Below are 13,781 nucleotides of genomic sequence, written 5' to 3'. Positions count from 1 at the left end.
ACAAGCGTACCGATCGGGATCAGATCTTCGGAAAGGTTCCCAAGGCCGTACGTGGCGTCCCCTCCACATCGCGTCCGAACCCTGGGAACCTCATCCAGATGCAGGCTGCATTGCCGTTGCGGCTACACTGTAGCCGAAACCCCGACGCGCGTCTACAACAGTAGTTGAGTCGGACTCGTGACTCCATAGGTGATTTCGCCGCCTATACCGACAGCTAGGACGGCCAGGCCACCCCATGCCCGAATCCACCGAATCCCCCGAATTCGGGTCACCCGACTGGTGGCACGAACAACCCTCGGAGCCGGCCGACGCGCACCGCGCGGCCGGGGGCCGACCTCCGTTTCCGGTCGACGAGATCCTCACCGAGGCCCTGGCGCTGCTCGCCGCGGGCGGGATCGAAGGCCTGGGTATGCGGGCCCTGGCACGGCGACTCGGGTCATCGACCTCCACGTTGTATCGCCAACTCCCGGGTGGCCGGGAGGAGCTCTGCACGAGGCTCGCCGAACGCGTGATGCACGAGGCGGTGTCCGAGATCGCCGCGGCCGATCTCGGTGACGAGTGGAGTTCGGTGGTCGAGGGCTCCGCCATCATCGCCTTCGACGCGCTGTGCCGGAACCCGCACTCGGCCGCATTGTTCGCGGGACAGGTCTACTTCGGCCCGATGGGCCTGCTGCGATACGAGGAATCGCTACGACTGCTGCTCGGCGCGGGCCTGTCCCCCACCAGGGCCGCGGCCGCGGACCACGCTCTCGCCAGGCTCATCGTCGGTTATGCCCTGCAGGAGTCCCACGACGCGGCGCCGAGGCGTGCGACGATCACCGAGTATTACCGTCGGCTCGACACCACCCGATTCCCGTCCGTGACCACGGTCCTGCCTGCCCTGCCCGAGGATCTGCGAGCCGAGTTCGTCTTCGCGCTGCGGACATTCGTGGCCGGCCTGCGACAACTCGTCGCGCAGTCGGACGGCGGCGCGGACGCCGATCAGGAAGGCTGAGATCCCGATGCCCCGTTCCCCGAGCGGTTTCGCCCGGTATGCGACGTTGTCCAGGGCGGCCCGCCTGCTCAACGATTTCCGCTTCGAACAGAGCGACCCCGCACGCTTTTACGGCGCGATCGCCGACGACACGGCACGGATGGTCGCCGACTGGCATCCGGCTCCCCTCGACGGTGCCGTGATCCTCGATGTCGGTGGCGGCCCCGGCTATTTCGCCGACGCGTTCGACGATCGCGGGGCGCACTACATCTCGGTCGAACCGGATCCCTCCGAGATGCACGCGGGCGGTCTGGACCATCGCGCGTCGGTCCGGGGCGACGGCCGGCATCTCCCGTTCGCCGACGCGTCGATGGACGTCGCCGTGTCGTCGAACGTCGTCGAACACACCTCGGCGCCCTGGGCGATGGCCGAGGAGATGCTGCGCGTGACCCGGCCCGGCGGGACGGTGATCATCAGCTACACCCTCTGGTGGGGCCCCTTCGGCGGACACGAGATGGGTCTGACGCACTACGCGGGTGGACACCGTGCGGCCCGCTGGTACACCCGCAGGCACGGACATCCGCCGAAGAACCTGTTCGGCACCTCCCTGTTCCCGGTGACCGCGGCGCAGGGGCTGCGATGGGCGGCCGACGCCGACCCGCGGGCGGTCCGCGTCGCGGCATTCCCGCGGTACCTGCCGCACTGGCTGTGGTGGGTCATGCGGGTGCCGGGCCTGCGTGAGGTGCTCGGGACGAATCTCGTTCTGGTGCTGCGGAAACGCTGAGTCCGACCCCACGAGCCGCCGCGCGCGCCAGAATGTTGTGACGGGGGCCATACTGCACGCTCCCGCCCACGGTGGAGAGGCAGGGGCGTATGGCAGGCGTACTCGACGCGGTGAGAGACCGACTCGACGACGGCGTTCGCAACATCAAGAGTGCGGTGGTCCTGCAACGGACCGGCATCCTCGACTTCACCGATCTCAAGGGAATGCTGCGCGGGATCAAGTGGGCCAACACGATGGGCGCACAGGCGTCGCTGATCCTGCGGAACGCCGAGGAATTCCCGGACGCACCGGCGCTGGCCGACGAACGCGGGGAACTGACCTACCGCGAGCTGAGCGATCAGGCCAACGCCCTCGCGAATGCGCTGCTCGCCTCCGGCATCGAGCCCGGTGCCGTCGTCGGCGTGCTGGCGCGCGACCACCGCGGCCTGCTGCTGTCGATCACCGCGGCGGGGCGGGCCGGCTACAAACTCGCATTGATGAACACGGGGTTCGGCAAACCCCAGTTCGCCGAGGTGGCGAAGCGGGAGGAACTGGCCGCGGTGCTGCACGACAGCGAGTTCATCGACCTGCTCAGCGCGCTCCCGGCCGACATCCCGCGTTACCTGACGTGGTCCGACGGAAACGACGGTGACTACGGCGACCACGGTGACTACGAGGCCCCACTGATCGAGGACATCGTCGCATCCGGCGACACGTCGTTGCCGCCGCTGCCGAAGACCCCCGGCGGATTCATCATCCTCACCAGCGGCACCACCGGACTGCCCAAGGGTGCGCCGCGCGGAAAGATGAATCCCTTCTCGTCGGCGATGTTCGTCGACCGCATCCCCTTCCCGGAACGCGGCAGCGTGGTGATCGTCTCCCCGATCTTCCACTCCACCGGCTTCGGCATGTGGGGCGTATCCAACGCGAAGGCCAACAAGGCGGTCCTGCTGCGGCGGTTCGATGCCGAGAAGACGCTGGCCGCACTCGCCGAGCACCGGGCCGAGATGCTCGTCGCGGTCCCGACCATGCTGCACCGGATGCTCGCCCTCGGTCCGGAGAAGATCGCCGGGTACGACCTGAGCGCGTTGCGGGCCATCGTCATCGCCGGATCACCGCTGACCCCCACGCTGAGCGAGGCCGTCCAGGATGCCTTCGGCGACGTCCTCTACAACATGTACGGCTCCACCGAGGTCGCCGTCGCGTCGGTCGCCCAGCCGCAGGAACTACGCCTCGCACCGGGCACGGTCGGACGGTCGACCGTCGCCGGCCGCCTACGCCTCTACGACGACGCAGACCGGCAGCTCACCGACAACCATCAGAGCGGCCGGCTGTTCGTGCGGAGCTCCGCACCGTTCGAGGGCTACACCGACGGACGGCACAAACAGATCATCGACGGCTACATGTCGACCGGCGACATGGCCCACTTCGACGAGCACGGACTGCTGCACATCGACGGTCGCGACGACGACATGATCCTGTCCGGCGGCGAGAACGTCTACCCCGGTGAGGTGGAGAACCTGCTGGCCGAGCACGCCGACATCGACGACGTCGCTGTCATCGGGGTCGACGACGACGAATTCGGCACCCGCCTACGGGCATTCGTCGTTCCCACGCCCGGCGCACATCCCGCGGCGCAGGAGATCCGCGACCACGTGCGGGCCCACCTCGCCCGCTACAAGGTGCCGCGCGACGTCATCTTCCTCGACGAACTACCGCGCAACCCCACCGGCAAACTACTGCGGCGGGAGCTCGTCACGTGGCGCGACGAGGACCGGACGTAGCGTTGCCGCCACGCGACGTGATCAGCCCGCGGGGATCGGCGCCGAACAGCTCAGCGGTCCGCCGTTGCTCGTCGACGACGCCAGTAGGTCCCGGCCGTGCAGGATATTGCAGGTGACCGGACCACGGACGACGATCGCGTTGAGCTCGGCGGTGGCGCCGGTGACCGTCGCGGCCTGCGACCACGGGGCGCCGGCTGCGGCGACCACCGTGGACCTGGTGCCGTTGATGTATCGGATCCCGATGACGTCGCCGTTGCCGGTCAGCTGATAGACCACCGCGCCCGGTGCCACCGTCGGCGTGGGTGTGGTGGTGGTCGTCTCCTCGGTCGTCGTGGTCGTGGTGGTCGTCGACGCCTCGGAGGTGGTGGTGGCCGACGACGAACTCACGCCCGCGGTCTGCTCGTCGTTGTTGCCGGAGCCGCGCGCGATCAGGATGCCGACCAGTGCCAGCACCACCACGGCCACGATCACCGCGATCACCAGCCCGACCGTGCGTCCGCTGTGCTTGGACGGCGGCGGGGGCGGCTCACCCGGGCCGGGCTCCCCGTAGGGAGGGCCGTAGGCGGCGGCCTCGGTATAGGCCTGCGGGTGGCCGTACGGACCCGGCTGGCCCGCAGCCCCCGGCGGCGGATCCGCGGGACCGCGGTCGTCGGGTCGGTAGGCGGCCGCCTCGTCGGCGGGGTCGAATCGTCGCGTGTCGGGATGCTCGCGATTCGGGTCCCAACGATCGTCGGGTGGCTGGGTCATGGGACCGATTGTGTCATTGTCTCGGCCTGTGACCGCGCTCGCGCGCCGCGCGCTTCGTGGTGGGCCGCCTCGATCGACGGCCGCATCCAGACCGAGAGATAGGCCCGCAATTCGGCGGGTGCCGGGATCTCGTCGTCGGGGCGATGGATGTAGGCGCCGATCACCAGCAGACACCACTCGACGAGCTGGTCGAACGTGTCGTCGTCGAATCCGAGCTTGTGCCAGTCGAACTCGAGCTCGTCGAGGATCACCCTGGCCTGATCGCGCGCGGTTGGCCCCGTCATCGACCCACCGAGCAGACCGGTACTGGCGCCCGGCCCGAGCAGGAACACGAGCACCCGGTCGGTGGTGAGGATCTCGATCGCCGACGCCACCAGCTCCACGACGACTGCCGCCGGATCGGTGATCGCCCGTACCCGATCGATGATGGCCGGCGCGGCCGTCCGTCCCGAGTCGAGGGCCACCGCCTGCAGCAGCTCCTGCACACTGCCGAAGTAGCGGTAGACGGTCTGCCGCGTCACCTGGAGTTCCTGCGCCACCAGCGTGACGCTGACCGCGGCGCCCTCGGATTCGATCACCCGCCGCGCCGCGGACAGGATGCGCGCGATGGCCTCCGCGTCGTCGATCGGGAGTTCGCCACCCCAACCCGTGCGTCGTGCCATGAAAGTCACTGTAACTACTCGCTGAACATACATATACAATCTGCTGTATGGTCAGAGCCCATGGTGGCCGACCAGCATCCCCCGACATCCGACCGCGCCGAAGAACGCGATCGAATCGGTGCGCGAGGAATCTGGCTGATCTGCGTGGCCTGCGCCGCCCTCGCCGTGGTGATGGGCGCGATGACCGCGCTCAATGTGGCACTCCCCGAGATCGCACCCTCCATCGGCGCCACCTCCACCGAGATGACGTGGCTGGTGGACGCCTACACGGTGGCCCTGGCGGCCCTGCTGCTCCCCAGCGGTGCGATCGGGGACCGATTCGGCCGCCGCGGCCTGCTGATCATCGGGCTGGCGATCTTCGCCGCCGCCTCGACTCCGCCCCTGTGGACCGACGACCCGACGGCCATCATCGCCAGCCGTGCTCTCAGCGGAGTCGCCGCCGCCATGGTGATGCCGTCGACCCTGTCGCTGTTGACCTCACAACTTCCCGAGCGCAAACGTCCACTGGCCGTGTCGCTGTGGGCGGGAGTCGGCGGCGCAGCCGGGATCGGCGGCTTCTTCGTCAGCGGTTTTCTACTCGAGTGGTTCAGTTGGCGGTCGATCTTCATCGTCTTCACCGTCGTCGCGGCGCTGCTGGCGATGGCGTCGGCGACGATCGGGACCTCCCGCGACGAACACTCGAAGCCGTTCGACGTGCCGGGCGCGCTGGTGTCGACGGCCGCGGTGTTCCTGTTCGTCGTCGGCCTGCTGGAAACCCCGACCCGCGGCTGGGATGACGCGGTCACGTTGGGCGCCTTGGGTGCCGGACTGGTACTCGGAGTCGTGTTCGTCGTGGTCGAACGCCGCCGTGCTGCACCACTTCTCGATGTCCACCTCTTCGCCAACCGAGCGTTCTCTGCCGGTGCGCTGACGGTGATGGTGCAGTTCTTCGCCTCGCTCGGTCTGTTCTACGTGGTCTTGCAACGACTACAGCTGGATTTCGGGATGTCGCCCCTGATGGCTGCTACTGCGGTGATGCCGGTCGTCGTGGTCATCATGATCCTGTCGCCGATCGGCACCTGGCTTGCCGTGCGATATTCCCTGCGGAGCATGCTCGTGCTCGGCGTGTCGTTGACCGGCATCGGACTGATCCTGATGGGTGTGGTCCCGTACACGACGTATTGGGGGATGTTCCCGATGTTGATGCTCGGCGCGGTGGGCCAGGGATTCGCGACCGCGCCCCCGACCACCGCGATCATGGCCAATACCCCGGCGGCGACCCAGGGCATCGGCTCCGCCGTCAACGACACCTTCCGCGAACTCGGGGCAGCGATCGGGATCGCCGTGTCCGGCAGCATCCTCGCGTCCGGCTACACGCGCAACATCGCCCCTGTCGCCGATCGTGTGTCCGCCGAGACCGGTTCGTCCCAGCTCGGTGAACACATCGCCCGATCACTCGCCGAGGCGCTGCACACCATCGACGCGCTGGCGACGCGACTGCCCGGTCGGACAGAGACGCTCGACGCTGTCGCCGACCAGGCCAAGCAGGCCTTCATCGGACCGATGAACACCGCCTGCGTCGTGATGGGCATCGTCATCCTCGTCGGGGTGGCGTTCCTGATCTTCCTGTCGCCGCGCGCCATGACACCGGTATCGGCCAGCACTTCCGAGACCGAGACCGAGCCCGAACGCGAGCCGGCCGCCGGCTGATCCGGATGCCCGCCGCCGTCACGCCTCGGCGATCGCCTCCAGCGGCCGGGTGCGTGCCGCACGAACAGCCGGCCACAGCGCGGCGAGGACGCCGACCACCGCCGATGCGATCAGGGTGATCACGATGAGACTCCATGGCAGCACCGGGGTCCCCAGGCCCCACTTGGCCAGGGTCCGCACCAGGGCCCAGCCGATGACGCTGCCGAGGATCACTCCCAAAATCGCACCGAAGATCGCGATGAGGACCGACTCCAGGTAGATGCTGCGCCGCACCTGGGACCTCAGCATGCCCACGGCCCGCAGCATGCCGATCTCACGGGTCCGCTCCACCACCGACAGCGCCAGCGTGTTCACGATGCCGAGCACGGCGATCAGCAACGCCAGGCCGAGCATCGCGTAGAGCGTCGCCAGCATCTGGTCGATCTGGCTCGAGACCGAGCTCTTGAACTCGTCCCGATCCTGGACCTGGACGGTCAGATACGAGTCGGTGGCGTTCTCCAGGTTCGTGCGCAACGTGTCGGCCTGCACACCGGGTGCGGGCGTGACGAAGATGGTGGCGCTCACCCGCGCCGACGGCGGCACGAGTTTGTCGTAGACCGTCGGTCCCACCATCCACGGTTGCAGCGCCTCGTTGTCGGCGTACACGCCGGACACCGTCACCGGGATCTGTTCCCCGGTGGGGCCGGTGAAGGTGACCACGTCACCGCGATTCCAGCCCTGCGTGTTCCGCGTGCGTTCGCTGACCAACATGCCGTCGGCCGGAAGGTTCGGGGAGGCACCGTCTTTCATGTCCATGATGGCGACGTCGTTCGGCTGTCCGCCGAGCGCCCCGTATCCGGCGACCGTCTTGTCGCCCACCTTGGCGCGGACGACGCCGAAGCTGACCGACGACCCGACGCCGTCCACGCCCTCGACGGCGGTGGCGACCGCACCCGGGATCGGCAGCTGATTGGCGCCCGCGACGATGAACTCGGCACGCAGACCCGTGTCGACGGCGGTGTCGATGGTGCCCTTGAACGAGGTGCCGAGGGTGCCGATCACCGCAACCAGCATCAGTCCCAGGGTGAGCGCGAAGGCGGTCGCCGCGGTGCGGCGTGGATTGCGCACCGCGTTGGTCCGGGCGAGCCGGCCGATCTTGCCGAAGGGCGCGCCGATGACCGTTCCCAGGCCCCCGACGATCGGCCGCGACAGAGCGGGCCCGGCCAGGACCACCGCGGCGATGGCCGCGGCCGAGCCGCACCCGACCGCGATCGCCGGTCCGAGGCCCACACCCATGGCACCGATGACGATGGCCGCGAGGCCGGCGACGCCCAGGACGGCCCCGGCGATGGTGCGGGTGCGCAACGGCGCCGAGCCCTCGGCCATCCCGGATCGCATCGCCTCCACCGGCGGCACCTTCGACGCACGCAGCGCGGGCACCCACGCACTCACCATCGTCACGACCACACCGACGAAGAGTGCGGCCAGCACGGCCCAGACGCTGATCTGCAGCGGCGCCTGGGGCAATCCGGACGCCGAGCTCGTCAACACCTTCAGCAGGGCGGCGAGCCCGATACCGATCCCCAGGCCGACGACACCACCGATCACGCCGACGACGAACGCCTCGAACAGTACCGAGCGCGACACCTGCTTCTGGCTCGCGCCGACCGCGCGTAGCAACGCCAGCTCACGGTTCCGCTGCGCCACGATCATCGAGAAAGTGTTGTAGATGATGAAGGTTCCGACGATCAGCCCGATCGCCGCGAATGCCAACAGGATTCCGGTGAAGATGCTCAGGAACTGATTGACGTTGTCCTTCTCGTCCTGTCGGACCTGGTCCCCGGTGCGCACCTTGTACAGATCCGCGGGCAGCGCCTTGTCGACGCGCTCCTGCAGCTGGGCGGGGGTCACCCCCGCGACCGCGGACATGTCCACTTGGGCCACGTGCTGCCCGTCGGACAACAGCGTCTTCGCGGTGGCCTGATCGAACTGGACGTTGACGAAGCCTCCGGTGGAGCCGGGGAGGTCGAGCAACCCCACCACGGTCACCTCGCGGGGCTGGACGGCGCCCTGTCCCAGGACGACCTTGGTCTTGGAGCCGACCTTCAGACCGGCCTTCTCCGCCGCCGAGGCGTTCAGCGCGACCTCACCGGGGTTGGCGGGTCCACGACCGCCCGGCTCGAGTTTGCTGGTGTCCGGCGAGAGCGCGACGTCGGGCGGCAGGTACGCGGTGCCGACGCTCGGGGCACCACCGGTCTGCAGGGCCTTGCCGTCGGAGTTGGCGATCGTCACCAGTCCGGAATAGTTGGGGACGATACGGTCGATCCCGAGCTCGGATTTCCGGGCGTCGAGGTCGTCGATGACCGTCTGCGGAACCCCCGGCGACTGGTTGTTCTCCGGGGTGATCTGCACCGACACCCCGGGGGCGACCGAGTCGAAGATGTCGTTGAACGCCTTGGAGACGGTCGAGGTGAACACGATGGACCCGGCCACGAACGATGTGCCGAGCACGATGGAGAAGACCGTAAGGAACAGACGGAGCTTGTGCGCGCGCAGGTTTCGCAACGAGACCCGGCGCATCACCGATGACGATGCCATGGTGTCAGCGCACCTCGGAGGTGTTCTCGTCGGCGGCCGCGTCGGCGGCGTGCCTGGGCGCATGCGGCTCGGATGCGGCCGGCTCGTCGAGATTCTTCATGACCTCGAAGACGTCGTCGGCCGACGGGCGCGCCAGCTCGCGCACGATCAACCCGTCGGCGAGGAAGACCACCCGGTCGGCGTAGGAGGCAGCGCGCGGATCGTGCGTCACGATCACCACGGTCTGGCCGAACTCGTCGGTCGCCGCCCGCAGGATGTCGAGGACCTCACCCGACGAGCGCGAGTCGAGGTTGCCGGTCGGCTCGTCACCGAAGATGATGTCCGGCTTGCCGACCAGCGCTCGCGCACAGGCCACGCGCTGCTGCTGACCACCCGACAGCTCGCTGGGCAGATGGGTGAGCCGGTCGGTGATGCCGAGACGATCGACGACCGCGTCGAACCAGGACTTGTCCACCTCGCGGCCCGCGATGTCCACGGGCAGCGTGATGTTCTCGGCCGCGGTCAGGGTGGGGACAAGGTTGAAGGACTGGAAGACGAACCCGATCCGGTCGCGCCGCAGCATGGTCATCGCCTTGTCGGAGAGTCCGGTGAGGTCGACGTCGCCGATGTGCACCTTGCCTGCGGTGGCCACGTCGAGGCCGGCGAGGCAGTGCATCAGGGTGGACTTGCCCGACCCGGACGGGCCCATGATCGCGGTGAACTCGCCGGCGGCGAACTCGATGGTGACCCCCCGCAGTGCCTCGACGACGGTGTCACCCGTGCCGTAGACCTTGGTCAGATCGGCCGCGCCGGCGGCGATCGGGTGTGCTGCGACGTGTGGGCTGTCCGTACGGGCCGATGTCATGGCCTCAACGGTGCCAAATCTCCGGTCCGTTGGCTATCGGGAATATCCCTGAGTGACCACCCCGACGTCCCGGGGTCGGTCGAATACCCGACGGGTCAGTGCTTGGGCAGCCGGACCTCGAGGACGTGCACGCGCGTCGGGCCCGAGAAGGCGTCGTTGGTGACGATGTACAGCGCGCGTGCCCGATAGGTCATCCACGGATGGTCGGGGAACCAATTGCCCCAGGCCAGTCCGGACATGTTCCCGGCGACCAGGCCGGTGAGCGGCTCGGTCGAGAAGATCGATTTCTTCGGCATCGCCGCCTCGCGGCCGGACAGCTTCTGCTTCCCGGTCACCGACTGCGCACCGCGGGTGGTGGTCCAGTAGATGCGAGCCGTTCGGCCCTTGCCGCGTTCGAGCACCAGATAGTCGGTGTTGTTGACCGCCAGCACATCTGCCGCCACCTTGTCGCCGTCGGTGCGGTAGACGTGCTCGGAGGTGCCGCGGCCGGCCCAGGTGAGCAGGCGTGCGGAAGTCCGCGGATCCTGTTTCAGCCCGCCCGCGGTGATGGCGCTGACCCGATCACCGGGCGCCACCGCGACACCGGTGAGTCCCCGCTGGCCGTTCAGACCGCTCTTGGCGCTGCTGCGGTAGGCGGCCGGGAGCGGGAGATCGCGGAGGTGATTGCCGAGCCCACCGACCACCCGGACGAATTGCTGGTTGCCGCCGCCGGCGACCACGTAACCGCCGCCCAGGCGACGGAGGCCCTCGAACTGCGCACCGCCGGGCAGGATCGGCAGATTGCCGGGGCCGAGGATTGTGCCGCCGCCGGTGATCCGGCCCTGGCTCGCCACACCGGTCGTTGAGCTGAACGGGATCGTCGCGTTGTAGTACCGCGCGGGGCCGAATCGGCCGACATCCGTGGAGATCAGCGCATAGGTGCCGTTACCGGTGCGGTCGATGCCCGAGATCCCGCCGAAGCTCGGCAGCCCGGAGATCGTCGTCGAATCCCGGTAGAACGACGTCACGCCCGACGAAGGGCTGGCCGGGCTCGCCGGGGCCGCGGTGACCCCACCCACCGACACAACGGAAAGCCCTACAGCACAAGCGGACACGAGTGCCGCCCCCCACCAGCGAAACCTCATAGGGGGAGACCTTACCCGATGGCACGAAGTCGAGAGAACGTCGACAGTACGCCGGGAGAACCCTGAGCGGCACCCGCGGAACCCCGGATGCGCCGAGAGAACCCGACCTGCGTGGTGGTCGGGTTCTCTCGACGGAAATCGTGATTCCCTCGGCGGAGGGCGCGGTTCTCGGACCGCCTGGCTCAGCCCAGTCGTTGCTTGAGCTGATCCAGCTCGTCCTGCAGCGAGGTCGGCAGCTTGTCGCCGACGAACTCGAAGAGCTCCTCGATCAGCGGGATCTCCTGGCGCCACTCGTCGGCGTTCACCGCGAGCGCCGCCTCGATGTCCTCGGCCGGGAGGTCGCCCAGACCGTCGACGTCGATCTCCTCGGGCTTCGCGACGATGCCGATGGGCGTGGAGATGCCCTCGTTCTCGCCCTCGATCCGGCCGACGATCCACTCGAGCACGCGGCTGTTCTCGCCGAATCCCGGCCACAGGAAGCGGCCGTCGTCGCCGCGACGGAACCAGTTGACGTAGAAGATCTTCGGCAGCTTGGTGGCGTCGGCGTTCTTGCCGAGGTCGATCCAGTGCGCGAAGTAATCACCGATGTGGTAGCCGAGGAACGGCAGCATCGCCATCGGGTCACGACGGACGGTGCCGACCTTGCCCTCGGCCGCGGCGGTCTGTTCGGAGCCGACGGTGGCACCCATGAACACGCCGTGCTGCCAGTCGCGAGCCTCGGTGACCAGCGGGACGGTGGTCTTGCGGCGACCGCCGAACAGGATCGCCGACAGCGGCACACCCTTCGGGTCGTCCCACTCGTCGGCCAGCGACGGGCACTGGTCCAGCGGGGTGCAGTAGCGGGAGTTCGGGTGGGCGGCCTTCGCGTCGGAATCCGGCGTCCAGTCGTTGCCGAGCCAGTCGGTGAGGTGCGCGGGCTTCTCGCCGCCGATGCCCTCCCACCAGATGTCGCCGTCGTCGGTGAGCGCGACGTTGGTGTACAACGTGTTGCCGGCTTCGACGGTCTTCATGGCGTTCGGATTGGAGTCGTTGCTCGTACCCGGAGCGACACCGAAGAACCCGAACTCCGGGTTGGTCGCGTACAGGCGGCCGTCGTCGCCGAAGCGCATCCAGGCGATGTCGTCGCCGACGGTCTCGGCGGTCCAGCCCGGGATGGTGGGCTGGATCATCGCGAGGTTGGTCTTGCCGCAGGCACTCGGGAATGCGGCGGCGACGTAGTAGACCTTCTTCTGCGGGCTGGTGAGCTTGAGGATCAGCATGTGCTCGGCCAGCCAGCCCTCGTCGTGGGCCAGCACCGAGGCGATGCGCAGCGCATAGCACTTCTTGCCGAGCAGGGCATTGCCGCCGTATCCGGAACCGAACGACCAGATCTCCCGATCCTCGGGGAAGTGGGAGATGTACTTCTCGGAGTTGCACGGCCAGGGGACATCGGCCTGACCGGGCTCGAGCGGGGCGCCGACGGAGTGCAGGGCCTTGACGAAGAATCCGTCGTCGCCGAGCAGCTCAAGGACCTTCGGACCGACGCGGGTCATGATCTTCATGGACAGCACGACATATTCGGAGTCGGTGATCTCGACGCCCAGCTTCGGGTCGTCGGAACCGAGGGGCCCCATGCAGAACGGGATGACGAACATCGTGCGACCGCGCATGCATCCGCGGTAGAGGTCGTTCATCGTGGCGCGCATCTCCGCCGGATCGACCCAGTTGTTGGTGGGGCCGGCATCCTCCTGGGTCTTCGCACAGATGAATGTGCGCGACTCCACGCGAGCGACATCGGCGGGATCGGACTGGGCCAGGAACGAGTTGGGCTTCTTGTCCTCGTTGAGCTTGACCAGGGTGCCGGCGTCGACGAGATGGGCGGTGAGCCGGTCCCATTCCTCGTCGCTGCCGTCGGACCAGACGACCCGATCGGGCTGTGTCAGCTCGGCGATCTCGGCGACCCACGCCAGCAGTCCGGCGTGTTTCGTCGGGGCGGTGTTCGGGTCCAGTCCGGGAATTGTGGCTGAGGTCATGATTGGGTCTCCTCCGAGGTGACGGCCCGATGCATAGCCGTCGGCGATGTCGTCGTCAACTCAGGATACGTTCACCGAGCGGGCGCTAGGTACCGGGGCCAACAGATGCGGCATATCCCACAGTCGCATGCATCGCAACCGCCCGCAGGGCCCGATTCAACGAACCTGCGGCGGCCTCAGCCCAGTCGGCCGCTGTCGGTCGGCACCCAGGCGCCGCTGTCGGGGTCGAGAGTGCGCGAGGAGAACATGCCCTGCGCGTCGATCTCGGTGATCTGGTCGACCTGTCCGTCGTGGTCGGAATCGGTGTAGACGGTCATCCCGCCGGCGCCGCTGCGGGTGAGCGAGTCCCGCACGCCGTCGTCGTCGGTGTCGACGTCGGCCGGTCCGAGATCCCAGACCCGCCCGTCGGAATGCATCCACAGGTGATCCTCGGGTGACCTGGGGTCGTCGAGGTCGTCTGCCGGCGTGAGGTGGGAGACGTGCTGCGCCGCGAACGAACCGTCGTGGTCGACCGACACGCGATCGGCATCGCCCGGCTCATCACCACCGAAAACATGGCCACCGACCGGGTCGCCACCGAGAAATGACATGTCCATCTACGCTGCC

Annotated in this window: 11 protein-coding genes; 4 read left to right on the top strand and 7 right to left on the bottom strand. The window is 68.1% G+C overall.

What is annotated here, in order from left to right:
• Positions 1-235 precede the first annotated feature (235 nt).
• The 3 genes from ACLQ3I_RS15170 to ACLQ3I_RS15160 all read left to right on the top strand — a co-directional run bounded on the left by ACLQ3I_RS15170 (position 236) and on the right by ACLQ3I_RS15160 (position 3,520).
• Positions 236-994 carry a TetR/AcrR family transcriptional regulator gene (locus ACLQ3I_RS15170; protein WP_425802896.1) on the top strand — a complete coding sequence of 253 codons (759 nt, stop codon included), beginning with the start codon at positions 236-238 and terminating at the stop codon, positions 992-994.
• 7 nt (positions 995-1,001) lie between these two features.
• On the top strand, positions 1,002-1,757 hold the full coding sequence (locus ACLQ3I_RS15165) for a class I SAM-dependent methyltransferase (RefSeq protein ID WP_425790349.1): 756 nt from the start codon (positions 1,002-1,004) through the stop codon (positions 1,755-1,757).
• An 89-nt stretch (positions 1,758-1,846) separates the two neighbouring features.
• On the top strand, positions 1,847-3,520 hold the full coding sequence (locus ACLQ3I_RS15160; protein WP_425790351.1) for an AMP-binding protein: 1,674 nt from the start codon (positions 1,847-1,849) through the stop codon (positions 3,518-3,520).
• A 21-nt stretch (positions 3,521-3,541) separates the two neighbouring features.
• Here ACLQ3I_RS15160 and ACLQ3I_RS15155 read toward each other — a convergent pair whose 3' ends face one another.
• Together ACLQ3I_RS15155 and ACLQ3I_RS15150 are read right to left on the bottom strand one after the other, a co-directional pair.
• Positions 3,542-4,267, bottom strand: coding sequence for a hypothetical protein (locus tag ACLQ3I_RS15155; RefSeq protein WP_425802894.1), 726 nt, complete (start codon positions 4,265-4,267; stop codon positions 3,542-3,544).
• Entirely contained in the window at positions 4,264-4,929 is a 666-nt protein-coding gene (locus tag ACLQ3I_RS15150; RefSeq protein WP_425790355.1) for a TetR family transcriptional regulator, read from the bottom strand. The genes ACLQ3I_RS15155 and ACLQ3I_RS15150 overlap by 4 nt, the downstream gene beginning before the upstream one ends.
• 60 nt (positions 4,930-4,989) lie before the next feature.
• On the opposite strand from ACLQ3I_RS15150, the gene ACLQ3I_RS15145 reads away from it, so the two are divergent.
• Positions 4,990-6,618, top strand: a complete 1,629-nt coding sequence (locus tag ACLQ3I_RS15145) for an MFS transporter (RefSeq protein ID WP_425802892.1) — start codon at positions 4,990-4,992, stop codon at positions 6,616-6,618.
• Positions 6,619-6,636: 18 nt separating this feature from the next.
• Here the strand turns inward: ACLQ3I_RS15145 and ACLQ3I_RS15140 are convergent, their stop codons facing one another.
• From ACLQ3I_RS15140 to ACLQ3I_RS15120, 5 genes are all read right to left on the bottom strand, one after another.
• The gene (locus ACLQ3I_RS15140) at positions 6,637-9,195 is read right to left on the bottom strand and encodes an ABC transporter permease (RefSeq protein WP_425802890.1); all 2,559 of its coding nucleotides are present in this window, start codon (positions 9,193-9,195) and stop codon (positions 6,637-6,639) included.
• A gap of 4 nt (positions 9,196-9,199) precedes the next feature.
• Positions 9,200-10,039 (bottom strand): ABC transporter ATP-binding protein, encoded by an 840-nt coding sequence (locus tag ACLQ3I_RS15135; protein WP_425790361.1) that lies wholly within the window; start codon positions 10,037-10,039, stop codon positions 9,200-9,202.
• A gap of 95 nt (positions 10,040-10,134) precedes the next feature.
• Positions 10,135-11,163: an esterase-like activity of phytase family protein gene (locus ACLQ3I_RS15130; protein ID WP_425802888.1), complete on the bottom strand. Its 1,029-nt coding sequence runs from the start codon at positions 11,161-11,163 to the stop codon at positions 10,135-10,137.
• 182 nt (positions 11,164-11,345) lie between these two features.
• On the bottom strand, positions 11,346-13,175 hold the full coding sequence (locus tag ACLQ3I_RS15125; protein WP_425802886.1) for a phosphoenolpyruvate carboxykinase (GTP): 1,830 nt from the start codon (positions 13,173-13,175) through the stop codon (positions 11,346-11,348).
• Between the two features lie 176 nt (positions 13,176-13,351).
• On the bottom strand, positions 13,352-13,771 hold the full coding sequence (locus tag ACLQ3I_RS15120) for a DUF6802 family protein (RefSeq protein ID WP_425790367.1): 420 nt from the start codon (positions 13,769-13,771) through the stop codon (positions 13,352-13,354).
• Positions 13,772-13,781 lie beyond the last annotated feature (10 nt).

Source organism: Gordonia sp. DT101, assembly GCF_049844895.1.
GTDB lineage: Bacteria > Actinomycetota > Actinomycetes > Mycobacteriales > Mycobacteriaceae > Gordonia.
Note: the sequence above shows the minus strand (reverse complement) of the source record. Positions and strands in the feature narration are given on the sequence as shown.